This window comes from Streptomyces sp. NPDC001843, assembly GCF_042891955.1.
Lineage (GTDB): Bacteria > Actinomycetota > Actinomycetes > Streptomycetales > Streptomycetaceae > Streptomyces.
Window position 1 is genome coordinate 19,497 of record NZ_JBIATQ010000005.1, and the last position, 23,558, is coordinate 43,054.

Annotated in this window: 24 protein-coding genes; 9 read left to right on the forward strand and 15 right to left on the reverse strand. The window is 71.9% G+C overall.

Annotated features, from left to right (window positions below; genetic code table 11):
- Positions 1–134: 134 nt before the first annotated feature.
- Positions 135–866 (reverse strand): DUF4097 domain-containing protein, encoded by a 732-nt coding sequence (locus tag ACFYZQ_RS14275; RefSeq protein ID WP_389146306.1) that lies wholly within the window; start codon positions 864–866, stop codon positions 135–137.
- Positions 867–1,100: 234 nt separating this feature from the next.
- On the opposite strand from ACFYZQ_RS14275, the gene ACFYZQ_RS14280 reads away from it, so the two are divergent.
- Both ACFYZQ_RS14280 and ACFYZQ_RS14285 read left to right on the forward strand, forming a co-directional pair.
- Positions 1,101–1,808: an aspartate/glutamate racemase family protein gene (locus ACFYZQ_RS14280; protein ID WP_389146309.1), complete on the forward strand. Its 708-nt coding sequence runs from the start codon at positions 1,101–1,103 to the stop codon at positions 1,806–1,808.
- 52 nt (positions 1,809–1,860) lie between these two features.
- Positions 1,861–2,532, forward strand: a complete 672-nt coding sequence (locus ACFYZQ_RS14285; RefSeq protein ID WP_389146312.1) for a thioesterase II family protein — start codon at positions 1,861–1,863, stop codon at positions 2,530–2,532.
- On the opposite strand, the gene ACFYZQ_RS14290 is transcribed toward ACFYZQ_RS14285, so the two are convergent.
- Entirely contained in the window at positions 2,478–3,875 is a 1,398-nt protein-coding gene (locus ACFYZQ_RS14290; protein ID WP_389146314.1) for a class II 3-deoxy-7-phosphoheptulonate synthase, read from the reverse strand. The genes ACFYZQ_RS14285 and ACFYZQ_RS14290 overlap by 55 nt on opposite strands.
- A gap of 227 nt (positions 3,876–4,102) precedes the next feature.
- Here ACFYZQ_RS14290 and ACFYZQ_RS14295 point away from each other — a divergent pair, with 227 nt between their 5' ends.
- Positions 4,103–5,614 (forward strand): anthranilate synthase component I family protein, encoded by a 1,512-nt coding sequence (locus tag ACFYZQ_RS14295; protein WP_389146317.1) that lies wholly within the window; start codon positions 4,103–4,105, stop codon positions 5,612–5,614.
- 31 nt (positions 5,615–5,645) lie between these two features.
- Positions 5,646–6,272, forward strand: a complete 627-nt coding sequence (locus tag ACFYZQ_RS14300) for an anthranilate synthase component II (RefSeq protein ID WP_389146320.1) — start codon at positions 5,646–5,648, stop codon at positions 6,270–6,272.
- Here ACFYZQ_RS14300 and ACFYZQ_RS14305 read toward each other — a convergent pair.
- Positions 6,250–7,638: a PLP-dependent aminotransferase family protein gene (locus ACFYZQ_RS14305; RefSeq protein WP_389146323.1), complete on the reverse strand. Its 1,389-nt coding sequence runs from the start codon at positions 7,636–7,638 to the stop codon at positions 6,250–6,252. The two genes, ACFYZQ_RS14300 and ACFYZQ_RS14305, sit on opposite strands and share 23 nt — an antisense overlap.
- A gap of 137 nt (positions 7,639–7,775) precedes the next feature.
- Between ACFYZQ_RS14305 and trpD the strand changes: the two genes are divergently transcribed.
- Positions 7,776–8,834: an anthranilate phosphoribosyltransferase gene (gene trpD / locus ACFYZQ_RS14310; protein ID WP_389146326.1), complete on the forward strand. Its 1,059-nt coding sequence runs from the start codon at positions 7,776–7,778 to the stop codon at positions 8,832–8,834.
- Between the two features lie 205 nt (positions 8,835–9,039).
- Here the strand turns inward: trpD and trpC are convergent, their stop codons facing one another.
- Genes trpC through ACFYZQ_RS14365 form a run of 11 tightly spaced genes read right to left on the reverse strand, consistent with a single transcriptional unit; the run spans position 9,040 to position 17,816 of the window.
- Complete coding sequence (trpC, locus tag ACFYZQ_RS14315) at positions 9,040–9,867, reverse strand: indole-3-glycerol phosphate synthase TrpC (RefSeq protein WP_389146329.1); 828 nt, start codon at positions 9,865–9,867, stop codon at positions 9,040–9,042.
- 31 nt (positions 9,868–9,898) lie between these two features.
- Positions 9,899–10,975 (reverse strand): hypothetical protein, encoded by a 1,077-nt coding sequence (locus ACFYZQ_RS14320; protein ID WP_389146332.1) that lies wholly within the window; start codon positions 10,973–10,975, stop codon positions 9,899–9,901.
- Between the two features lie 17 nt (positions 10,976–10,992).
- On the reverse strand, positions 10,993–11,703 hold the full coding sequence (locus ACFYZQ_RS14325; RefSeq protein WP_389146334.1) for a 2-hydroxychromene-2-carboxylate isomerase: 711 nt from the start codon (positions 11,701–11,703) through the stop codon (positions 10,993–10,995).
- 1 nt (position 11,704) lies between these two features.
- Positions 11,705–12,454, reverse strand: a complete 750-nt coding sequence (fabG, locus tag ACFYZQ_RS14330; protein ID WP_389146336.1) for a 3-oxoacyl-[acyl-carrier-protein] reductase — start codon at positions 12,452–12,454, stop codon at positions 11,705–11,707.
- A complete protein-coding gene (locus ACFYZQ_RS14335; RefSeq protein ID WP_389146337.1) occupies positions 12,451–12,960 on the reverse strand; it encodes a 3-hydroxyacyl-ACP dehydratase FabZ family protein in 510 nt (169 codons plus the stop codon). The genes fabG and ACFYZQ_RS14335 overlap by 4 nt, the downstream gene beginning before the upstream one ends.
- On the reverse strand, positions 12,957–13,355 hold the full coding sequence (locus ACFYZQ_RS14340; RefSeq protein WP_389146339.1) for a 3-hydroxyacyl-ACP dehydratase FabZ family protein: 399 nt from the start codon (positions 13,353–13,355) through the stop codon (positions 12,957–12,959). Before ACFYZQ_RS14340 ends, ACFYZQ_RS14335 begins: the two co-directional genes overlap by 4 nt.
- An 11-nt stretch (positions 13,356–13,366) precedes the next feature.
- Positions 13,367–14,491, reverse strand: coding sequence for a beta-ketoacyl synthase N-terminal-like domain-containing protein (locus ACFYZQ_RS14345; protein ID WP_389146341.1), 1,125 nt, complete (start codon positions 14,489–14,491; stop codon positions 13,367–13,369).
- Positions 14,488–15,453 carry a hypothetical protein gene (locus ACFYZQ_RS14350; protein WP_389146343.1) on the reverse strand — a complete coding sequence of 322 codons (966 nt, stop codon included), beginning with the start codon at positions 15,451–15,453 and terminating at the stop codon, positions 14,488–14,490. The genes ACFYZQ_RS14345 and ACFYZQ_RS14350 overlap by 4 nt, the downstream gene beginning before the upstream one ends.
- Complete coding sequence (locus tag ACFYZQ_RS14355; protein WP_389146346.1) at positions 15,450–16,250, reverse strand: alpha/beta fold hydrolase; 801 nt, start codon at positions 16,248–16,250, stop codon at positions 15,450–15,452. The genes ACFYZQ_RS14350 and ACFYZQ_RS14355 overlap by 4 nt, the downstream gene beginning before the upstream one ends.
- A complete protein-coding gene (locus ACFYZQ_RS14360) occupies positions 16,247–17,521 on the reverse strand; it encodes a beta-ketoacyl-[acyl-carrier-protein] synthase family protein (RefSeq protein WP_389146349.1) in 1,275 nt (424 codons plus the stop codon). The genes ACFYZQ_RS14355 and ACFYZQ_RS14360 overlap by 4 nt, the downstream gene beginning before the upstream one ends.
- 34 nt (positions 17,522–17,555) lie before the next feature.
- Positions 17,556–17,816, reverse strand: a complete 261-nt coding sequence (locus ACFYZQ_RS14365; RefSeq protein ID WP_389146352.1) for an acyl carrier protein — start codon at positions 17,814–17,816, stop codon at positions 17,556–17,558.
- Between the two features lie 237 nt (positions 17,817–18,053).
- Here ACFYZQ_RS14365 and ACFYZQ_RS14370 point away from each other — a divergent pair, with 237 nt between their 5' ends.
- Genes ACFYZQ_RS14370 through ACFYZQ_RS14385 form a run of 4 tightly spaced genes read left to right on the forward strand, consistent with a single transcriptional unit; the run spans position 18,054 to position 22,417 of the window.
- Positions 18,054–18,776, forward strand: a complete 723-nt coding sequence (locus tag ACFYZQ_RS14370; protein WP_389146355.1) for a 4'-phosphopantetheinyl transferase family protein — start codon at positions 18,054–18,056, stop codon at positions 18,774–18,776.
- The gene (locus ACFYZQ_RS14375) at positions 18,773–19,012 is read left to right on the forward strand and encodes a hypothetical protein (RefSeq protein WP_389146358.1); all 240 of its coding nucleotides are present in this window, start codon (positions 18,773–18,775) and stop codon (positions 19,010–19,012) included. Before ACFYZQ_RS14370 ends, ACFYZQ_RS14375 begins: the two co-directional genes overlap by 4 nt.
- Before the next feature lie 58 nt (positions 19,013–19,070).
- On the forward strand, positions 19,071–19,862 hold the full coding sequence (locus ACFYZQ_RS14380; RefSeq protein ID WP_389146361.1) for an ABC transporter ATP-binding protein: 792 nt from the start codon (positions 19,071–19,073) through the stop codon (positions 19,860–19,862).
- Positions 19,862–22,417, forward strand: a complete 2,556-nt coding sequence (locus tag ACFYZQ_RS14385; RefSeq protein ID WP_389146364.1) for an FtsX-like permease family protein — start codon at positions 19,862–19,864, stop codon at positions 22,415–22,417. Before ACFYZQ_RS14380 ends, ACFYZQ_RS14385 begins: the two co-directional genes overlap by 1 nt.
- Positions 22,418–22,423: 6 nt before the next feature.
- Here ACFYZQ_RS14385 and ACFYZQ_RS14390 read toward each other — a convergent pair whose 3' ends face one another.
- Positions 22,424–23,392: a LysR family transcriptional regulator gene (locus tag ACFYZQ_RS14390; protein WP_389146367.1), complete on the reverse strand. Its 969-nt coding sequence runs from the start codon at positions 23,390–23,392 to the stop codon at positions 22,424–22,426.
- Positions 23,393–23,558 lie beyond the last annotated feature (166 nt).

Here is a 23,558-nt window from a genome sequence, read left to right on the forward strand (position 1 = left end):
GAGTGGTCGGAGCCACTCAAGACTCGTCCGAGGCGCTGACAGCGGGCTGACACCCCGCTGATCCCTGATCGCTCACCGGTGCCCTCCCGCGGCCGGCCGAGCGCGGCCCCGGGTCAGGCGCTGAGGGGCGTGGGTCAGGAGTTCTTGACGGTGATGTCGCCGTTGCTGGTCTGCAGTCCCAGCTCGTACCGACCCGACGGGTCGTTGGTCACGTCGATGTTCTTGTCACCGTTGTGCGTATCCGCTGTCACGTGGTAGCCGGCCTGGGGCATCGTCAGCGTGATGTCGCCGTTGGACGTCTTGGCCTGCACGTTCAGCGGCGTGGTCGGCGTCAGGTTGATCGCTCCGTTGGAGGTCTGGGCCTTGATCCGTGTGCCCTTGATGCCCTCGCCGGTGATCCGGCCGTTTGAGGTCTTCACCTCGACCGTTCCCGACACCCCGTTCATCTCGACGCGGCCGGAACTGGTCGTCACCTTCACCGAGCCGACCTTGGACAGGTGGATCGCGCCGCTGGACACGTCACCGCTGACCGGGACGCCGGCCGGCACGTCGACGGTGTAGTTGACCGAGCAGTGGCTGCCGCAGCCGTCGAGGACGAGAACGCCGTCCTCGATCCGGTGTGTGGCGCCGTCGGGCTTGTCGCCCCGGTACTCGACCTCGCGGTGTAAGGACAGCTTCTCGCCGCCTTCGGTGCCATTGACGGTGACACCCCCCGAGCCGTTCTCCAGCCGTACCGAGGTGATCTTCCCCGACAGTGTGCTGTCGTCCTCGAAGGTCTTGCCTTTCACCAGACCGCACGCGGCGAGTCCGCCGAGAGTGAGCCCGGCCGCCGCGAAGATCCCGAGGCCGCGAAGTTGGTGACGCATGAAAGTCCCCCAGTCTGGAGAGTTGCCTGAACAGGCCTGAAGTAAGTGCTGGTCAAGGGCGCTCGAGGCCCAACAGGTCTTGACGCTATCGCAACGCCAACCGCGCCACCATGGGGCAAACCCCCGGTTCGGCCGAGGGCTGTCCGCACTCCCCGACGGCCTGGCGGTGGTCGCACCGACAGGCCGTCAGTCGCACGTCAGCGCCCTGTCAGCGGGCCGGGCCAGCATCGACCCATGACTGCGGCGACGACCCGGCCCCCGGACAGGACACTGGGCGTGCTCGGCGGCATGGGGCCCGCGGCGACGGCGGAATTCCTCCGGCTGCTGGCCGCCGACGTGCCGGCCGCCCGGGACCAGGAGCATCCCAGGATCGTCATGCTCTCCGACCCCGGCATCCCCGACCGTACGGCCGCGATCCTCGGCGACGACACCGAGGCGGCACTGCGCATACGCGAAGATCTCTTCACGCTGGCCGGCTGGGGGGCCGACCTGCTGGCGATTCCCTGCAACACCGCCCACGCGCTGCTCGACGACATCGCCTCCGAACTCCCCGCCCCGGTCGTCGACATCGTCGACGCCACCCTGGACGAGGCGGCACGGGTGAGTCCCGAAGGCGGCTGGCTCACCGCCACCACCGGAACCGTGGCCAGCGGCCTCTACCAGAAACGGGCGGCCGTGCGCGGGTATCCGCTGCACGTCCCGGATGAGGCGGAGCAGGAACTCGTCCACGAGGCCGCCGTCCAGGTGAAGGCCGGGCGGAGCGACGCCGCGTCCGGCATGTTCCGGGACGCCGTGGAGTCTCTGTGGCGGCGGCGGTCCCTTCCGGTGCTGGCCGCCTGCACGGAACTCCCTCTCGCGCACCGGCACGCCGGGCTGCCCGCGCAGACCATGGTGTCCAGCCTGCACGCACTGTCCCGCGCCTGCGTCGCCGCGCTGTACTGAGGGGAGCCCCATGCTCTGGACCCGTTGTACCCGACCACGCGCGTGGGCCCCGGTGCGGCTGTTTTGCTTCCCGCACGCCGGCGGCTCGCCGCTGTTCTTCCGCGACTGGAGCGGGGCACTGGCCGATGTCGAAGTGCACACCGTTTGTTACCCGGGACGCGGCGAGCGCTTCGGCGAGGAGTGGGCCCGCGACCTGTGCCTGATGGCACGTCAGATCGCCCAGGAGATACAGGCGTCGGACGACGGCCGGTGCATCGCCCTCTTCGGGCACAGCATGGGCGCGCTCGTGGCCTACGAGACGGGCGCGGACCTGGAGCACCACGGTACCGCGGTGGACCGTCTCTTCGTGTCGGGCGCGCGGGCGCCGCAGTTGCCACGGCCCGCCGCGCCGACCGGTGCGGAAGCCGTCCGCAGAACACTGACCGAACTGGGCGGCACCGCACCGGAACTGCTGGACGACCCCGGCTTCCGCGAGTTGATGCTGCCCGTCGTCACCGCCGACTTCGCCATGCTGGGCGCGTACGTGCAGCCGGACCGTGCACCCCTGTCCTGCCCCGTCACCGCGCTGGTCGGGGAGGCCGACCCCCGGGTGACCCCGGCGCAGGCGGCTGCCTGGCAGGTGTCGACCCGAGGGGCCTTCCGGATGCGGACGGTGCCCGGCGACCACTTCTACCTGGCCTCGAGCCCGCCGTTCGACGTGCTCAGGGACGACTGCCGGGGGTAGCAGGACGCGGAGCGCTCCCGGTACATCTCGGCGAGGAGGAAGGCGAGGTCGAGGGACTGGGTGTGGTTGAGCCGCGGGTCACAGGCCGTCTCGTAGCGGTGGGGCAGGTCCTCGGTGCGCACTTCGTTGCCGCCTCCCACGCACTCGGTGACGTCGTCGCCGGTGAGTTCGACGTGGACCCCACCGGGGTGGGTACCCAGCGCCTGGTGCACTTCCACGAAGCCGCGGACCTCGTCGAGGATCGCGTCGAAGCGGCGCGTCTTGTGGCCGCTCGGCGCGGTGAAGGTGTTGCCGTGCATGGGATCGCTGACCCAGCAGACCTGAGCCCCTTCGGCGGTCACCTTCTCCACCAGGGTGGGCAGCACGTCGCGGACGCGGTCGGCGCCGGCGCGGACCACCAGTGTCAGCCGGCCGGGTTCACGGGCGGGATCGAGACGGTCGATGAGGCCGAGCACGGTGTCGGGCGTGGTGGTGGGACCGAGTTTGACGGCGATGGGATTGGCGATGCGGGAGAAGTACTCGACGTGTGCGCCGTCCAGGTCCCGGGTCCGCTCGCCGATCCACAGCAGATGGCCACTGGTGGCGTAGGAGCGGCCGCTGCCCGGATCCACCCGCGTGAGGGCCGCCTCGTAGTCGAGGAGCAGGCCCTCGTGGCCGACGAAGAACTCCGCGCTCGTCAGTTCGCCCAGGTCGGCCCCGCACGCCTGCATGAAGGCGAGCGTGCGGTCGATCTCGTCCGCGAGCCGCTCGTAGCGCCGGCCGGCCGCTGAACCGGCGACGAATCCCTGGTTCCACGCGTGCACCTGGCGCAGGTCGGCGAAGCCTCCCGTGGTGAGCGCGCGGACCAGGTTGAGGGTCGTCGCGGACGCCTCGTACATCCGCCGCATCCGCCACGGGTCGGGCCTGCGGGCCTGCGCGGTGAACTCGGCTCCGTTGACCGCGTCACCACGATAGGACGGGAGGGTACGGCCGTCCTGTCGCTCCTCGGGGCTTGAACGCGGCTTGGCGTACTGGCCGGCCATCCGGCCCATCTTGACGACCGGCAGCGCCGTGGCGTGGGTGAGGACGACGGCCATCTGCAGCAGCGTCCTGAGCTTGCCGCGCACCCCCTGGGAGGTCGCGGCTGCGAAGGTCTCCGCGCAGTCGCCGCCCTGTAGGAGGATGGCCTCGCCCCGGGCCACCGCAGCCATCCTGCGGCGCAGCCGGTCGCACTCGGCTGCGAGGACCAGCGGCGGTGCATCGGCCAGCCACCGTGCCACGGAGCTCACCTCCCGCCCGTCGGGCCATTCAGGTTGCTGGGCGGCGAAACGCGCCCGCCAGGATTCTCCGGGTTCACTGTCCATGGTGCGGCTCCCTTCCCCTGCGTTTCGTCGTCGCCTTTTCAGTAGGCGGGTGAGAACTTCGAACAGCTCACTCCATGGGGCGGCCCCGGGTCAAGGCATTCGGAAGTGGTCCGTATCCGCGCACGGGAATTGGTCTGGCACGCCCGGTCCCGACGTTGTTTTCTGACGGAAAGAGAATGGCCCGACCGGGCCCGAAGGCCGGTTTCGGAATTCAACGGGAGTTCACCATGACGGGAAAGGAATCCATCGGCGTGCGCGTCGTTGCCGACGAGCTGCCGTCGCACGACCCGCTCGATCTCTACACCGGCCTGTGCGAGGCACTGGGGCCCGAGGAGGTCTTCCTCTTCGAGGACCTCAGCGGGGCCGGGCCGGAGCAGCGGCGTTCGGCCGTCGTGGGGGCGGGCCGGCTCGCGGAGATCCGCGGATTCGAGGGCCACGTCGAGATCGACGGCGTCCCACGGGTGGTACGGGCTCTGGTCGCGGCTGCCGAGGAGCTCGGCCTGCGGGCGGCCCCGTCCGCCGGGCGAGCCGCGCACCGGCTGCGGCTGACCGGCTCCGCCCAACTGTGGGACCTGGCGGCCAGGGCCCAGCGGCTGTTCGTGCTCGACACCGAGTTGCCCCCGACGGCTTACACCTTCGGTTTCCTGACGTCGTTCGCCTACGAGTCCGCGTGGCACATGGAGGATCTGCCGCCCCGGAGCAAGCAGCCGCACGGCCCCGACGTCACCCTGACCCTGTTCCGGGACACCGTCCGGTACGGGCCGGACGGGGTGCGCCGGCTCAGTGCGGAGAGCGCGGCGTTCCCCGCGCGGCCCGCACATCTGGACATCGCGGTGGAGGCGTGGGCGGCGGCCCAGCTTCCCGAGGGCGGGCCGCTGTCCACCGTACGCGCGGCACCGGTGCCCGACGAGATCCGCGACAGCGTCAGCCGGGCGACCTTCCTGGAGTGGGCCGGGCGGTGCCTGGAGCACATCAGGGTCGGCGACATCTACCAGATCCAGATCGGCCACCGCATCGACGTGCGCACCGCCCTGGGACCCGTCGACGTCTACCGCCGGCTGCGCGGCCGGAACCCTTCGCCGCACATGTATCTCCTGCCCCGGGCCGGAAGCAGGCTGATCGGCGCCAGCCCGGAGCTGTTCTTCCGGATCGAGGGCGAAAAGATCATGATGCGGCCCATCGCGGGTACGGCCCGCCGCTGCCAGGACGACGAGGAGAACCAGCGGCGCGTGAAGGAGCTGCGGGAGAGCGAGAAGGAACAGGCCGAACACATCATGCTGGTCGACCTGTGCCGCAACGACATCGGCCGGGTGTGCCGCCCGAGTGTCCAGCCGGTCGAACGGCTGATGGCGGTGGAGACGTTCTCCCATGTGTTCCATCTCGTCTCCACCGTCACTGGGGAGCTGGAGACCGGGGTCGGCCCGTGGCAGGCGGTACGGGCGACCTTCCCGGCCGGCACCATGACCGGCGCCCCCAAGGTACGCGCCATGGAGATCATCGACGGGCTGGAGCGGGAACGGCGCGGAGCCTACGCCGGTGCCGTGGGCCTGGTGGACGTGCGCGGCTGGAGCGAACTGGCGCTGTGCATCCGCACCATCGAGTGCGACGGCGGCGTCTATTCCACGCAGAGCTCGGCGGGCCTGGTGGCACAGTCCGATCCGGAGGCCGAATGGCGGGAGACCCTGGCGAAGATGGGGGCCGCCTACTGGGCGCTCACGGGTGACGAGCTGGCGGCGTGAACACCTCCAGGACACCAGGGAGACGACGGACATGAAGGTCCTGCTGATCGACGCCTACGACAGCTTCGTCCACATCATCGACCAGTACCTGCGCACGCTCGGGGCGCACACCGAGGTCGTACGGTCGCTCACCCGCACCCCCGACGACCTCGTGGCCCGCCGCCCCGACGCGGTGGTGCTCGGCCCCGGGCCGGGCCACCCCTTGGAGTCCGGGCACGTCGAGCTGGTCCACCGCTTCGCCGGCCGGGTGCCGCTGCTCGGCGTGTGCCTCGGGCACCAGGCCATCGCGCTGGCCTTCGGCGGCCGCGTCGAGGTGGCGGGGCAGGTGATGCACGGCCGGACCAGCGCGGTGCGGCACGACGGCGCGGGGATCTTCCAGGGCCTCGGCCACACCCTGGAGGCCACGCGCTACCACTCGCTGGTCGTGTCGCAGCCGCTGCCCGAGGAGCTGACCGTCACCGCGGTCGCCGTCGACCACGGCTATGTGATGGGGCTGCGCCACCGCACCCTGCCGGTCGAAGGCGTGCAGTTCCACCCGGAGAGCATCATGACGACAGGGGGGCTGACGATGTTGGACAACTTCCTCTCCCGGAGCGCCACCTGGGAGCCGGGAGGGGTGCCCGGAAGGGGCGGGTTCACCGGCGGGCGGCCGCACTGATCTCCCGGATGGCCTCGGCCACGCCCGATCGCGGCAGGTGCGCGTGTCCGACCACCAGCGCGGGTGCGTCCCGTGACGGGCGGGCGTGGTAGGGCGCTCCTCCGCGTACCAGCACCGACCGGTCGAGCGCGGCGTCCACCAGCGCCGCCTCGTCGACGTGCCGGGGCAGCCGGACGTAGGCGTGGTGACCTGCGGCCCGGCCGATGACCTCCGCGCCCGGCAGATGGCGGCGGACCGCCTCCTCCAGTGCCTCGCGGCGGCTTCGGCAGTGGGCGTTGAGACGGCGCAGATGGCGGTCGAACATCCCGCTGTGCAGAAGTTCGGCGAAGGCCAGCTGGGTGAGTGTCTCGGTGCCCAGATCGTGGCGGGCGCGGCCGCGCAACAGCGGGTCCATGAGGTCGCCCGGCACGGCCAGCCAGCCCAGGCGCAGGCCGGGCGCGAGCGTCTTGCTGGCCGTTCCGGCGTAGACGACGCGGTCGGGGGCGAGGCGTTGCAGCGCGAGCGGGCGGGGACTGTGCTCGTACCACAAGCCGCCGTCGTAGTCGTCCTCGATCACCCAGCCGTCGACGGCCCGGGCCCAGCGGATCAGCTTCTCGCGGCGCCGCGCCGACAGGGTGGTCCCGGTCGGGAATTGGTGAGTGGGCGTGACCAGGACCGCCCGCGCGCCGGTCGCGGCCAGCGCCTCCACGTCGATGCCCTCCTCGTCGACCGGCACCGGCACCGGCCGCAGTCCGCTTTCCCGGAGGAACCGGCGCTGCCCCGGGTGGGCCGGGTCCTCGATGGCGAGCCGGTCCATGCCGTGGCGCGGCAGCACGGTGCAGAGCAGGCCGAGCGCCTGCCCGAAACCGGCGACCACCATGATCAGGTCGGGGTGCGCGCGCACCCCGCGTGACCTGCCCAGGTAGTGGGCGAGCTGGGTGCGCAGGGCCGGCTCTCCCGCCAGCGGCGGGTAGTCGTGGTCCGCGGGCGAGGCCGAGTGGAGGACGCGCTGGTAGCAGGAGAGCCATTCGCGGCGCGGGAAGGCGGGCAGGTTGCGGCCCCCGGTGCGCAGGTCCCAGCGGGTCGCGAGCACACGGCCGGTGTCCAGCAGCGCGGGTACGACGGCCGGCCCGCTCAGATGCGGCACCACCCGGGTGCCGGCGCCCCGGGTGGCCTCCAGGTATCCCTCGGCGACGAGTTGCCCGTAGGCCTCGACCACGACGCTGCGCGAGACGTCGAGGTCGTCGGCCAGGGCTCGGCTGGAGGGGAGACGGGTGCCCGGGTGCAGGGTTCCCTCGGATATCTCCCTCTTGATGAATCGCTGTATCTGGGCCGTCAGAGAAAACTCGGAATCCCTGACGATCTCGACGGACATGTGCAGCGCCACGGCCCTTACCTCCCTAGATTCGGACCTTCCGTGAATTGGACCGTATTCCTCGGTGGCCAGTGGTCTGGAACGACCGCCCTAAGGCCAGCAGACTGAAACCCGAAAAGCCTTCCGGATTCCGGGCTGAGGAGAATTTCATGAGCGCCGAACCATTGATTCGTACCTGGCCGGATCTACTGGATGCGTTACTGAAGGGCCGGAGTCTTTCCGCAGCCGACACCGAGTGGGCGATGGACCACGTCATGTCGGGCACGGCCGGGCCCGTGCGGCTGGCCGGGCTGATGGTGGCGCTGCGGGCCAAGGGCGAGACGGTCGAGGAGATCGAGGGTCTGGTGCGTGCCATGTACCGGCACGCGGTGCGCCTGGACGTCCCGGGAGCCGCACTGGACATCGTGGGCACTGGCGGAGACGGGTCGGACAGCGTCAACATCTCCACGATGTCGGCGATCGTGGCGGCCGGCACGGGGGCCCTGGTGGTCAAGCACGGCAACCGGTCGGCCTCCTCGGCCTGCGGCTCCGCCGACGTGCTGGAGGAGCTGGGAGTCGCGCTGGAACTCGCGCCGGCCGAGCTCGTGGATGTGGCCGAGGAGACCGGCATCACCTTCTGCTTCGCCCCGCTGTTCCATCCCGCGCTGCGGCACGCGGCCCAGCCGCGCAGGGAGCTCGGCATCCGCACGGTTTTCAACGCGCTGGGGCCGTTGGTGAATCCGGCCGCGCCCGCCGCCCAGGCCGTGGGCGTCGCCGACCCGCGGCTCGCCCCCCTGCTCGCCGGCGTCCTGGCCCGCCGGGGCGTGTCGGCGCTGGTCTTCCGGGGCGATGACGGGATGGACGAACTGACGGTCACCACGACCTCCACGATCTGGTCGGTGTACGACGGTGAGGTGCGGACGGAGCGGTTCGACCCGCGGGACATCGGCATCCCGACGGCGGCCCCCGGTGCCCTGCGGGGCGGCGACCGTGTCCGCAACGCACGGGTCGCCCTCGACGTCCTCGCCGGGGCGCGCGGGCCCGTGCGGGACGCGGTGCTGCTGTCGACGGCAGCCGGCCTGGCCGCTCTGGAGCCGTCCACGCGACCGGTCGCCGAGCGCCTCGCCACGGGCGTGGAGCGCGCCGCCGACGCGATCGACTCCGGCGCGGCGGCCGCCACTTTGGACCGCTGGGCGACGATCACCACCAAGCGCGCGGCGCGGGACTGACGGCGACGGCCGGGCCGGGTGGGATTCCGTTCCCCCAGGCGACACGCCGGCGGCCCCGCCAGGCTTCGGCCCGGCTCGGCCACCGGCCACCGGGGCCGCGGTCATGGCGCGGCAGGGCATCCGAGAGCGGCGCGGACAGCCGCGCGAGCCGACCGGTGTCCTCCCCGACGGCGCTGAGCACGGCCGCGCGCACCGCAGGGCATGGTCACCCCACTCGGCGGGACGCCACCGGATCCGGCGTCACCCCGCGGCGGCCCGCGGCGGTCAGGGTCTCGACCGCCCGGCGCGGGTCGCCGCTGGTCACCAGGCACTCGCCGACCAGGACCACGTCCGCTCCCCGCGCGGCGTACTCCGCGACATCCCGGGGACCGCGAACGCCCGACTCGGCGATCTTCACGACGTCCCCGGGCAGGTGCGGTGCGACGCGTGCGAACGTCGTCCGGTCCACCTTCAGCGTGCGCAGATCACGGGCGTTGACGCCGATCACCCGAGCGCCCGCGGCCACCGCCCGCTCCGCCTCGTACGCGTCGTGGACCTCGACCAGCGGTGTGAGGCCGATCGCGACGGCCTGGGCGACGAGGTCGGCCAGCAGCAGCTGGTCGAGCGCGGCGACGATCAGCAGTGCGAGGTCCGCGCCATGGGCGCGGGCCTCCCACAACTGGTAGGCGTCCAGGACGAAGTCCTTGCGCAGCACGGGCACGTCCACGCGGGTGCGTACCGCGTCCAGGTCCGCGAGCGTGCCGCCGAACCTGTGCCGTTCCGTCAGCACGCTGACCGCGCGGGCGCCGCCCGCCTCGTACGCGGCCGCGAGGGAGGCCGGGGCGGGGATCGCGGCGAGCGCACCACGGGACGGGCTGGCCCGTTTCACCTCGGCGATCACCCCCGTGCCGCCCTTTCCACGCAGCAGCGCCACACAGTCCCGCGCCGGCCGCGCTGCCGCCGCACGGTCCTGCAACTCCCGCAGGGGCACCCGGCGTCGCCTCTCGTCCAGATCGGCGCCCACGCCCTTGATGATCTCGTCCAGCACGCTCACCACCGGTACCTCCCTCCCGACGCGCAACCGGTCAGCCGCAACGCCACACCGTCGGCAGGTTGTCGCCGCCCGGATCGGGCCGGCTCCAGCCGGCGACGGCACCGTCGTCCGCGGAGACGGTCAGAGCGAGGGTCCCCGGCATGGTGGTGACCTGTTGGCCGAGCTGCCAGACGCCGTAACCGCCCTTCGTCCTGCCGACGGACTGCCCCGAACGGTTCACCGAGTTGACGTGCAGGCTGTTCGTCGGGCGGAGCGGAGTGCCGTTCTGGTCCCAGAGCACGCCTTGCTCCTCCGAAGTGGCCGACGTGTACGTGACACCCGCCACCCGCCCGCCCGCGATCCCGGTGGCCTCGAACCCCGCCGTGCCCGACGGCAGGGCCGGCTTCCGGGCGCCGCCGTTCCGCCAGAGGTACAGCGCCGTGGCTTTGAACCAATCCGTGGCCTTGGTGGTGTACGCGACGGCCACCGTTCCGTCCTGGTCGATGCCGGCCGCCTGGGTCTGACCGGTGGCGGGCAGGCCGCCGGAGAGGGGAACGACGGTGCCGGGCGCGGAGGCCGGCCAGATCACCGCCTGGTAGACCGGGTAGGTCACGCCGCCCTGCGTGGTCTTCCTGCCCACGTGCCCGACGATGTCACCGTTGTCGTTGATGCCGGTGGCCCAGGACTGGTAGGCCCCGGCCGGTTCGGGCAGCCGTTCCAACGTGCCGCCGCGGGAGCGGAAGGCGTGGCTGTCCCCGAGGTCGTTCCCGTCACCGACCACGGTCCCGTCGCGGTTGACGCCCGTCACGGTGGGGTCGTACAGATCCGTGGGAGCTGTGAACTCGGTGACCTTGCCGTCCTTCCAGCGCAGGGCCGTGGTCGACGACCCGCCCCACGGCATCATGAACTCGCCGTCGCCGGCGTACCCTCCCGCGCTGTCCGCGGCTGTGATCTCCGCGCCGCCGTTCAGATCCGCCGGTACCGGCAGCAGGGCCGCACGCCAGGTGCAGGCGGCCTCGCGGGCGAGGCCGTAGGCGGCCGGCAGCGGGGCGAGGGTGGTGGCCATCAGGGTGAGGGCGGCCAGGACGGCCCGGCGGCCGCCGCCGGTATTCGTACGACTGGTTCTCATGAGACTGGTCCTCCAGGTCAGCCGCAGCCTCCGGCGTGGCCGCCGTCGGTGGATCGGGGGCCGAGGCCGACCGCCGCGGTGGCCGGTTCCGGCATACCGTGGGCGGGGGCCTTGCGCTCCCTCAGGTGGGTGATGAAGTCGGGGAGCCGGTCCAGCCCCCAGAAACGGCTGTGGCCGTGCACGAAGTACGGCACGCCGAATACGTCGTCCGCGCAGATGTCCAGCAGCAGCCGGACCCCCGCGCGACGCAGCTCCGGGTCGTCGGCCGCGCGGGCCGACTCCGCCGCGTCGAGGCCGATCTCGGTCGCGATGCCGGCGACGACACCGCGGTCGCAGATGTCCTGCCCCTGCTCCCAGCGAGCTCGGTAGGCGGCCGCGATGTACTGCGGCCCGCGCCCCTCGCGCAGCGCGACGAGATAGGCCAGGTGCGGGACCTCCCACACCGGCGCCCGGTCCACCGGCCAGGTCAGCCGGAGCCCCCGGGACTTGGCGATGCGCCCGACGTCCTGGAGGACGTAGAGGTGCTTGGCGCGGGACATGGGCGTGTACGGGAAGGTGCCGCCGGCCTCGGAGAGCATCCGTTCGCTGGTCGGGTCCGGCTCGAAGAAGGGCCGCCACTCGATGGCGGCGGCGATGTCCGGATGACTCTCCAGCAGTTCGCGGTAGGCGAGCCAGGAGTAAGGACTGCGCAGCGAGAAGTAGAACCTCGGGGTCTTGTCGGCCGCCATGTCATATCACCAGGCCGCCGTCGACTCCGAAGACCTGCCCGGTGATGTACGACGCCCGCTCCGACACCAGGAACGACACCAGGTCGGCGACCTCCTCGGCGCGGCCGAACCGGCCCAGCGGGATGCGCTCGGCCAGCTTCTCGCCGGCGTCCTCGCCGAGCGCCGCCGTCATGTCGGTCTCGATGAACCCCGGGGCCACGGTGTTGACGCGGATGCCCCGCGGCGCCACTTCCTTGGCCAAGGACTTGGAGAAGCCGATGATGCCGGCCTTGGACGCCGAGTAGTTCGTCTGCGTGGCGTTGCCGTACACGCCGGCGACCGAGGACATGGTGACCACGGTGCCTGCCTTGCGCTTGAGCATCGCGAACACCGCCGCGCGGCAGATGTGGTAGGTGCCGTCGAGGTTGACGCGCAGCACCTCCTGCCAGGACTGTCCGTTCATCATGATCAACGGGTTGTCCCGGACGATGCCGGCCGAGGAGACCACGGCGTGGACGGGCCCGAGTTCGCGCTCGGTCTCGCGTACGAACTCCTCGGCGTCGTACTGGTCGGACACGTCGACCCGGCGGGCCAGCACGGCCGCGCCGGCGGCCTCGGCCTCCTTGGCCACGGCCTGCGCCTCCTCCTCGCGCGAGCGGTAGCAGAAGGCCACGTCGAAACCGTCGGCGGCGAGCCGCTGGACCACGCTGCGGCCGATGCCTCGTGAGCCTCCCGTGACCAGCGCGACGCGGGGGTTGTCTGCGGACATCATGCCCTCTTCTCGGTCGTCGTTTCGGCTGTCCCGGCCGCCGGGGCCAGGGCGGCTGCCGGGCGCAGCGCGAGCGTGAGCTGCCCGACGCTCAGGACCGCCCGGCCGTTCACGCTGCTGGTGCCGGCCGTGATGACGGTGTCGCCGAGGTCCCGGACCATGCGGACCTCGTGGACGAGGAGCGAGCCCGGGAGCACGGGGGCCATCGCGCGCGCGTCGCGCACCCCGGCCAGCAGAGCGACGTTTCCCGCCAGCACGTCCGGGTTGGGCCGCTCCCAGCACGCCAGCAGCACCGCGGCCTGGGCCCAGGACTCCAGCAACAGGCCGATCGGGTAAGACCGTTCGTCGCGTGCCGCCCGCTCGTCGCGGCCAGGGAAACCGGGCCCGGCGACGCCGACCGCCTGGTGGGCGACGAGCCGCCGCCCCGGTTCCACCTCCGCCACGCGGTCCACCAGCAGCGCCGGAGGGCGGTGCGGGATGACCGACGTGACGCGGGCTGTCGTGTTCACGCACTCTCCTGCGGGTAGTGGAGGGAGATCTCGGCGGCGGGGCGGGCGTCCGCGCTCACGGACGCGACCGCCCGGACGCCGCCCTCGGACCGCTCGATCCGTGCCTCGATGACCAGTTCCTCGCCCGGCCGTACCGGGCTGAGGAAACGCGCCTTCTGCACCACCACGGGGTGGTCGCGGGGCGCCCCCGCGCCGGCGGCCAGGTCGTACACGTACTGCACGAGACTGAAGCCCGGCACCAGCGGAAAGCCGGGGTAGTGGCCCGCGAGGAACGGGTCGTCGGGGGGCACGCTGACCCTTCCGCGCACGACCTCCTCGGCGGACGCGGCCTCCGGCGGGCCGTCCGCCGTCTGCGGGCGGGACTTCGCCGGGTCGCGAGCCTCTTCGAGTAACATGGTCGTCCTCCTCATCCGCTCAGCAGTGCGCAGCCGACCGTGCCGTCCCGGTCGATTCCGGTCACCAGGGCGATCGCTCCGGCCGGCAGCCGTCCCTCACCGGCCAGGGCGAGCACCGCCGCCGTCTGGAAGCCGGTCGCGGCGGCGGAGGTGTCGCCGAGGAGCGGCCTGCACCGGATCCATTCGGGCGAGGCGCCGACGGGCAGGGCCTGCCGGACAGCGTCCTCCTCGCCCTCGGTGCCGAGGGGCACGACGAAGCGGACGCGTGCACCGTCCGCTCCGGCATCGTCCAGCAGTGCGCGCACGCACCGCGTCAGTGCCTCGCCCGCGTCCTCCGGCCGGTGGTAGGCGCGGAAGCGGGTGCCCAGCAGCCGGGCGAGCGGGGTGCGGCCCGCCGCCGTCGCGGCGGCGGCGGGTTCCAGGAGCCAGGCCGTCCCGCCCTCGCCGAGCGGCGGACGCGGGCCGCCGTCGGCGGCGTGCCACTCCAGCCACGCCCGCTGCACCGAGTACTCCTCGGCGGCCCCGCACAGCACACGCTCACAGTGTCCGCCCCGGTACAGCCGGGCGGCGTAACCGAGAACGAGCAGGCCGGTCAGCCAGCCGCCCGCGATGGTGGTGTTGGGGCCCTTGATGCCGTGCCAGATCGCGCTCTGGCCCGCCGCGCGGTTCATCACGGTATTGGGGAAGCGGGCCGGGTCGACGAGATACGGACGCTCCCCCGTCAGGGAGTCCCGGGTGAAGTCCATGATGCTCTGGACGCTTCCGGAGCCGGTGCCCAGCACCAGGGCGACGCGTTCCGGACGCTCGACGAGAGGGGGACCGCAGTCCTCCAGCAGTTGTCCGAACGTGGACACGGCGAGCGCGGTCACCCGGTCCATGGTGCGGGTGCCCTTCTTGCCAAGCGCCCCGGCAGCGGTGAAGTCCGGTACGAGACCGGCCCGTTCGTAGGGGCCGGGGTACATCTCGTGGTCGACCTCGGTGAGCGCGCTCGTGGCCGCCCCGATCCCCGCGCCGTACGCGGCGGATCCCACCCCGTACGGCGACACGGCGGACCAGGCGGAGAACACGAGTTCGTCCGCGGGCGCGGCCGAGGACGTGGGCCCGGTCGCGCGGGCCAGGGTGCCCGCGGCGGTCATGCCGTCCCCCGGCCGACCGCCTTGCCCGCCTTGCCGCTGAGCGCATTGATCAGACGGTCGTCGAAGTCGACCAGGCTCCAGTCGGCGCGGTTCTCGATGACGGCCCACCCGTGGGTGATACGGCCCGTGGTGGTGGGCACGAGCACACCGTCCCGCAGCACGTACGTGTCCATGCGCGCCGTGTAGGTGAAGCGCTTGAAGATGTTCTCGACGGTGAAGACGGTGTAGAGCGTCTCCTCCATCCTGGCCTCGTCGAGGACGGTGATCCGGGAGTGCGGAACGACCGGGATCCAGTCCTGCTCGTCGAGCAGGGTCTTGATCGAAACCCCGCGGTCCTCCAGGAAGAGGTCGACGACCTCCTCCATCTGCCGCAAGTACCCCGACATCTGCACGCGCTCGGTGAAGTGGCAGTAGAAGTACGGCATCCGCCAGGCCCAGCCGAAAGCGTTGCGGCCGGCGGTCAGCTGCTCCAGCGGGTCCGTCCCCGGCTGCACCGGGATCGGTTCGGCACCGGCGCCGAGCCGGTCGACGACGAACCCGGCGAGCTCGGCGGGCGGCTCCTCGGCCTCGTGGCCGCGTGGGTCGAAACGCAGCTGCACGGCGACCTTCGACACGACTGCCTTCACGGATTCACCGCCGCGCTCCACCAGCATCTCGACGGTGAGGCGCAGTCCGTCGCCCTTGTCGGGTGCGGGCCGGACCTCGGCGGTGGCGACGTCGTCGATGTGGAAGGCGGTGAGGATCTTGGTGTCGATGTCGGTGACATCGACACCGAGGCCGTAGCGCTCGTACAGTTCCCCGGCCGGGTAGCCACGCTGCCTGAGGTGGTCGTAGACGGCCTCCTCCACCATGTAGTTGACGTGCTTGAAGCCGATCCAGGTGCAGATGTTGGAACCTTCGTAGCGGGGCCGTATCCGCAGCCGGGTCGTACGGTCCGTGGCGGCGGCGGTGCTGACGCTCATGACATCTCCAGTCGGGAACGAGGGGCGGCGGCATGCCGCGCCGGACGGGGGCCTGCGGCGAGGAAGTCGCACACCAGGCTGGTGACGAGGTCGGGCGCCTCCACCATGGGGAAGTGCCGGCACCCGTCGAGCATTTCGAACCGGGCTCCCGGGACGGCCGCGGCGAGCGTGCGGCCGTCCTGCGGCCGCGCCGCGATGTCCTGCTCACCGGACAGGACCAGCAGCGGGGAGCGGACGGCGGCGAGGTCCAGGAAGGGCGTGCGCAGATACGACTCGAAGAACCGCATCCAGCCGTAGGGACCGATCTGGTCGCGCAGCCGCAGGGCCATCCAGTCCCGGTGCGCCTTGGCGAACCGTCCGGTCCCGCCGACCTCGAGGGCCTCCTCGAAGACACGGTGGAAGTCGTTGAGGTAGTACGAGATCACCGACCAGTCGAAGTCCTGCGGGCTGGACCGGTAGAAGGGGCTGATCAGAACGGTGGGCCGGGGCTCGATCCACCCCGCGGCACCGGCCTCGGTGAGCAGGTTGGCGGCGTAGGAGTGTGCCACCACCGCGTCGTACGGCTGCCGGAGCAGGTCGACGAGGTACTGGGCCGGCTGGGGCAGCGAGCCCCAGCTCTCGCTGCCGGCCATGGCCCGCCAGGGCAGTTCCACGTCCCACAGTTCCAGCCGCGCGTCGGCCCGGGCCGCAAACGGGTCCCAGACCGAGGGCTTGCCACCCAGCCCGTGCAGCAGCAGGACCCGCAACGGGCCGTCCTGCGTCGCGGGCCGGCGCAGCCGCGGTGCCACGGCTGTCATGCGGCCGGGTCCTGTTCGGACGTGCCTTCGTGCTTGTCCCCGTGCCTGCCCTCGTACCTGCCGAGAATCACCACGGCGTTGTTGCCGGCGAAGGCCAGCGCGTTGTTCTGCACGATCCGTACGTCGGCGGTGCGCGCCTCGTTGGGCACCGGGTCCACCGCGCAGCCCGGGTCCGTCTCCCGGTGGTTGATGGTGGGCGGGATGAACCCTTCCGTGATGGCCAGGGCGCAGGCGGCTGAGGCGAGGGCGCTGGCGGCGCCCATGGTGTGGCCGAGCATGGACTTGATGGAGACGGTCGGCGGCGGCTCGGCGAACACCTGGCGGATGGCCCCGGCCTCCGTGACGTCGTTGGCCTTGGTCCCGGTGCCGTGCGCCGAGATGAAGTCGATGTCCTCGGGCTTCACCCCGGCGTTGCGGTGGGCCAGTCCGATACAGGCGGCGAGACTGTCCTGGTCCGGGGCGACCGGGTGGTGGGCATCGCAGTTGAGGCCGTAGCCCAGGATCTCGGCGTAGATACGGGCGTCGCGGGCCAGGGCCGATTCCAGACTTTCCATGAAGAGGATGCCCGCCCCTTCCCCGGTGAGAATGCCCTTGCGGTCGACGTCGAAGGGCTGGCACACCTCGGGCGCGATGGTGCCGAGCCGGTAGAATCCGGTGAAGGTCTTGCGGCACACCGCGTCGGCCCCGCCGGACAGGGCGACGTCGACCTCGCCGGACCGGATGGCGTCGAAGCCCGATCCGATGGCGTAGTTGCCCGCGGCGCAGGCGGTGGGAATGGTGACCGCCTCCACATCGTGCAGCTCCAGTTCCCGCACGATGCTGCTGGAGAGCAGTCCTGCGGCGGAGCGGCGAGCCACGACCGGGTCCAACCGCTCCGGACCGTGGTCGAGTTGGCTCGCCATCAGGCCGTCGAGGTCGTGCGACTCGCCGTCGGTGGTGCCGACGGAGACGAGCACACGGCGGGAACGGAGCTCTTCCAGGCCCATGGCTGCGTCGGACACGGCCATCCGGGCCGCGGCCACGGAGAACTGACCGGCCCGGCCCAGTTCCCCGGGATCGATGCGTTCGATCCACTCCGACGGGTCGAAGCCCTCGATCTCACAGCCGTTGGCGTACGCGTATCCGGTCGTGTCGAAGGCCGTGATCGGCTTGACGCCGCTGCGGCCGGTGCGCAGCCCGGACAGGAACTCGGTGGCCGAGGTGCCGATGCTGGTCACCGTCCCCAGGCCGGTGACGACGACCCGGTGCGTTCGCCTGTGCTCGCTGATCATCGGTGTCCCCTCTGTCGGCATCCGTGCCGGGCGGCTACTTGGACAGGCCGTCCTGGACGACGTCGACCACGCCGTCCAGATTCACCATCCGGACGAGATCCGTCTGGTCGATCTCGATCTGGAAGGTGCGTTCCAGGGACGAGAGGATCTCGATCGCCCCCAGCGAGTCGGCGTTGTGGTCCTCCTTGAAGAGACTGGTGTCCGTCACCTCGGCGGGCTCGATCTCGAGGATCTCGCAGACGATCTCCTTGATCTGGGCGCGCTGTTCGGCGGTGATGGCGACCGTGCTGGGCATTTCGCCTCCAAGTGATGTGGCGGAGTGGATGGACGGGAGTCTTCTCGGCGGCGCTGACACGGAACTGACGCACGGCTGACTCGCGCCGCCGACGAGCTTCGTCATCGGGGGCGGGCCGGGCCTGGGCCCGTGTCCTGCGATATTCGGCGCTGACTGAAACACCTGGCCGCCGACGGCCGGCCCGCGTCAAGGTGATCGACCGACCCCTTCGCGCTCGTTCGTCCGCCTGGAGAAGGCTTGAACCCCCGCCTCGCACCCCGCCGGATCACGGTCGTCGTCACTCCCACGCCGGGACTGGACGACACCGCGTCCCGCGCCGCGCTCCTGACCGCGGCGACGCACGTGTTCGGGCTGGCGCCGGGCGGACTCCGCCTGGGGCACGATCCCGACGGTCGCCCCCTGCTGAGCGGGCTGGGGGAGGGCGTACGGGTGAGTCTCAGCCACGGCCGGGGGGTCGCCGCGCTGGCGCTCACGGATCTGGGACCCGTGGGGGTCGACGTGGAGGTGCCACGGCCGTTGCCCGCGCAGCGCCTGGCCGACCGGTGGTACTGCGACGCCGAGGCCGACTGGCTGCGCGCACAGCCCGATCAAGAGCGCGACCTGGCGTTCTTCTGGCTGTGGACGCACAAGGAGGCCATGGGCAAGGCCTACGGCACCGGCCTCGCCGCGGGCGGCCTGGAGCGCCCCGGACCGCTGCCGCGGCGCTGGCCGCCTCCGTACGCACCCGTGCACCGGCTGAAGCCGCTCCACTGCCCGGCCGACGGGGCGCAACCCGCGATGCCGGCCGTCGCCGCTCCGCTGGCCGGCCCGCGCGCCGTGCTCGCCGTCGCGGCGCTCGGCCGGCAGGCGTGGGGTGCGCCCGTCGACATCCGGCTGTGCCCGGCACCGCCCAGTCGCGGACCGGCTCCGCGGCTCGGCCACCCAGGCACCGACCCGAGTCGAAGGGAGCTGACGACATGAGCGGCGGGCTCATCGCCATCCTCATCGTCCTGATCGTGGTCCTCGGCATCAGCATGAGCACAGTCGCCTACTTCACCCTCCAGCGGCACCGCACGGACGCCGCTGCCATGGCCGGCTACCGCCTGCTGGCCGAGGAGGCCGTGGCCCGGCAGGAGTCGCTGCACGGGGAGCTCAGGGAGATGACCGACCGCCTGTGTGCCGTCGAGTTCCTGCTGCGCAGCGTCGACGAGGGATGAACGCACACAGGAACGACCGGCCGACGACCGCCACCACCGCGACCAGGGAGACCGATTCATGAACAGCACACCGCCGCGCGGCGCCGACGACGTCGTCGTGCTGAGCAGGGTGCGCCGGAACTACGGCACCGAGCGCACCGGGCTGGTCGCGCTCGACGACGTGTCGATCGGTTTCCGCCGTGGCACCTTCACCGCAGTGATGGGACCGTCCGGATCCGGCAAGACCACGTTGCTGCAGTGTGCCGCCGGCCTGGACCGGCCGACCTCCGGATCGGTCACCCTGGACGGCCTGGAACTCTCCGGCATGGGTGAACGCAAGCTCACGAAGCTGCGCCGCGAGCGCATCGGCTTCGTGTTCCAGTCCTACAACCTGCTGCCCGCGCTGACCGTGGAGGACAACATCACCCTGCCGCTGCGCCTGGCCGGCCGCAGACCCGAACGCGGCAGGGTCGCACGGGTACTGGAACAGGTCGGCCTCGGCGACCGGCTCCGGCACCGGCCGGACGAACTCTCCGGAGGCCAGCGACAGCGCGTCGCCATCGCCCGCGCCCTGATCACCGACCCGGCCGTCGTCTTCGGCGACGAACCCACCGGCGCGCTGGACACCCGCACCGCGCTCGAGGTGCTGCGGCTGCTGCGCGCGGCGGTGCGCGACGGAGGCCGGACCGTCGTCGTCGTCACGCACGATCCCGTCGCCGCCTCCCACGCCGACCGCGTCGTCTTCCTCGCCGACGGGCGGATCGTCGACGAACTGCACGCCGCCTCCGCCGACACGATCGCCGAACGCATGACCCATCTCGGCGCGTGGGGCGAGCGCCTCGGCGCCCGACGCACCGGAGGAACCGTCTGATGCTCGGCTTGGCTCTGCGGACCCTGAGGTTCCGCAAAGTGGGCTTCCTCGCCTCATTCGTCGCCCTGTTCTTCGGTGCCGTGATCGTCGCGGCCTGCGGGGGCCTCATGGAGACCGGCATCCGTGCCGCCTCGCCTCCCCAGCGGTTCGCCGCCGCCCCCGTCGTGGTCACCGGCGACCAGACGTACGACGGCGAGGTACTGCCGGAGCGTGCCCGGATCCCCTCCTCCCTCGTGCAGCGGATCGCGGCGCTGCCCGGAGTCGCACGAGCCCTGCCCGACATGTCGTTCCCGGCGACGGCGCTCGACGGCGACCGGGCCGCGGCCGGCGGCGACGGGCTGACGGGATACGGCTGGTCCTCCGCCAGGATCACCGGCGCCCCGCTCGCCGAGGGCGCCGCACCGAGCCGGGCGGACGAGACGGCCCTCGACGCCCGGCTCGCCGGCCGGCTCGGCCTGAGGACCGGCGACCGGCTGCGCCTCGTGGTGGCCGGCGCCACCGAGTCGGTACGGGTGAGCGGTGTCGTACGGTCCACGGCCGGGACCGGCACAGCGGTGTACTTCACCGACACGGAGGCCGCACGTCTGCTCGGTGCGGGCGGGCGGATCGACGCCGTCGCCGTGTTCCCCGAACCCGGCACCGGTGCCGAGGAGTTGAAGCGGGCGGTCGCCCCGGCGCTGAAGGACACCGGCGCCCGAGCGGTGACCGGCGACGATCGCGGCACCGCTGAGTTCCCCCAGGTGCTGGACGGTGCGACGCGGCTGGTCTCCATGTCCGCCGTGTTCGGTGGGATCGCCGTCATGGTCGTGGTGTTCGTCGTCGGTTCCACCCTCGCCGTGCTGGTTCAGCAGCGCATGCGAGAGATGGCGCTGCTGCGGGCGGTCGGATCGCTGCCCGGACAGATCCGGCGCATGGTGGTGGCCGAGACACTGCTGGTCGGCGTCCTGGCGACCGCTCTCGCCCTGGTGCCCGGCCGCGCCGCCGGCCGGCTGCTGCTGGAACGGTTCGCCGACGGGGGTGTGGTGGCCCCCGAGGTCGCCTATCGCGCGGGATGGATCCCCCTGGTCGCCGCCGCCGGAGCCGCGCTGCTCGCAGCCGTGGCCGCGGCCTTCATCGCCTCCCGCCGCGCCGCTCTGGTCCGGCCCGCCACCGCCCTCGCCGAGGCGGCGCTGCAACGCCACTGGCTGAGCGTGCCCCGCCTGGTGTGCGCACTGCTCTGCTTCGTCGGCGCCGTCGCCCTCGCCGTGGTCACCGCGACCGTGATGCACGGCTCGGTCGCCTCCAGCACCGCCGGGCCGTCCGCCATGCTGTGGGCCTCCGGGATCGCGCTGGTCTGCCCCGGGCTGACGCGCGTGCTCACCGCCGTCCTGCGGCCGCCGCTCCGCCTGCTGTCCGGCCTCGCGGGCCGCCTGGCCTCGGACAGTGTCCGCGCCCGGCGAGTCAGGACGGCCGGCGCGGTCACTCCGGTCATGCTGGCCACCGGCCTGGCCACCGCGCTGGTCTATCTGCAGGTCACCCAGGACGAGGCGGCCCGGGACGCGGCCTCGCCGGTCAACCGAGCCGATGCCGTGATGAGTTCATCCACCGGCGGGTTCTCCCCGGACCTGCTCGACAGGGTCGCCGCCCTCCCGGGCGTGCGGGGCGTCTCCGCCTACGTCCCCGGCGGTGCCTTCGTCGTGGAACCGGCTTCCCGGGGCGGCACAGTCGCCCGGGAGGACCAGGGTGAGGACCCCGACAGCACCGAGCTGGCCGTGCGGGGTGTGACCGCGCGGGGCATCGGCTCCACCCTGGACGTCACCGCGGTGCGCGGTTCCTTCGCCCGGCTGCGCGGCGACACGATCGCGCTGCCGGCCTCGCTCGCCGACGAGGCGGGGCAGGGCGTGGGCGACACCGTCGCGGTGGTACTCGGCGACGGCGCCAGGGTGACGGTGAAGGTCGTCGCCTCCTACGAGTCCGACGCCGGGGCCGGGACCGCCTTCCTGCCCGCCGACCTGGTGCTGAGGCACTCCACGACCGGGCTCGTCCCCCAACTGCTCGTCTCCGCGGACGAAGGCGTGTCCGCAGGCCGGCTGCGGGAGTCGCTGCGCACACTCGGCCACACCCACCCGGGGCTGCGCGTGGCCGGCCCCGCCGAGGCGCACGTCGCGGCCGAGGACACCTCGACCGGCGCCTGGATCAATTACCTGCTCGCCGCGACCATCATCGGCTACGCGGTGATATCCCTGGTCAACACCCTCGTGGTGGCCGCGGCCGAGCGGCGGGGGGAGTTCGCGCTGCAACGCCTCGTGGGTGCGACGACCGGGCAGGTCTTGCTGATGATGACGGTCGAGGCGCTGATGGTGGGCGTGATGGGCACCGTGCTGGGGTCCGTGGTGGCCGCCGCGACGCTGGCACCCTTCGGCCTGGCCCTCGACGGCTCCTGGATCCCCGGCGGCCCGCTGTGGATCTACCTCGCGATCGTGGGCTCCGTCGGCACCCTGACCGTCGCGGCCACGCTGTTGCCGGTCCGGTTCGCCCTGCGCGCCGGTCCGGCCGGTGCGCCGGCCGCGCCATGACGTCCCTCAGGTGGCGGCCGGCAGGAAGGGACGCAACTCGGCGAAGTCCTCGGGATGTTCGACGACCCAGGACCAGTACCTGGGAATCGTCCGGGCGTACTCGCAGTAGTAGCGGCGCACCGTCTCCACCAGGCTGCGCAGCATGCCACCGGCGAGCGAGTCACCGCGCCACACCAGCAGCAGCTCGGTGCTCTCCGTGCCCCGGACCGGCACCAGGGACACCTCGCTGGTCGCGCCCGTCGGTGTGGTCAACGCGGCCGCGCCGGCGTCCCGCACCCAGTTCATCGCCTCGTGGTGGCCGTCGACGTAGTGCAGCACCTCGGGGTCGTTGCCCGCGAACCTGGTGAACAGATGCTTTTCGATGGGGTGGAACCAGTGGTCGCGTGCGTAGCGGACCCAGCTCAGCCCGGCCAGATCCCGCATGCCCACGACGCTCCGGTCGGCCAAGGGATGCCGCGGCGGTACCGCCAGCCAGACCGGCTCCCGCACCACCACCGTCTTGGCCAGGGGAAGTTCGAGGACTTCGGCCGGCGCCACCGGAGCCATGCTGGTCACCAGCGCCGCGTCGAGCCCGCCGTTGCGGACCGCCTCGACGGCGGATTCAGGGTCGAGCGTCTCGGTCTGCACCTCGGCGACGGGCAATGCGCCCTGCAGGACCGTGCGAAGAGAAGGAGGCGTCCATTCGGTATTCCCGAAACGGAAGACGTCGGATGCGTGGGCGGTTGCTTCGGCAATTATCAGATCGGCCTGCCGTACCAGGCCGGCGAGCATGGGTATCAGCCGCTCACCCAGGCGGGTGGGGATCACTCCGGAACGGGTCCTGACGAACAGTTCGCCGCCGATCGCCTTTTCGATGCGGCGTAATTGTGCGGTGAGGCTCGACTGCGGCAGATTCAGTTCGACCGCAGCCTTGGAAATGCTTCCGTTGCGATCGATGACCGTCACGATTCTGGCGTGCCGTAACTCGACGTTCACGTATCCCCCCGCTCACGGCCGGCCCCTCCGGACGTTCGCCCCGGCAAAAGGCCCGGGTCCGTCGCCACGCTAACAGGGGGGAGGGACTCCGTCCATATCATTCCCGCGGGTCCCGGGGAAGGACCAAAGAGGCCGAGGAAGGTCCGATGGGCAGGGGGCGGGCGGG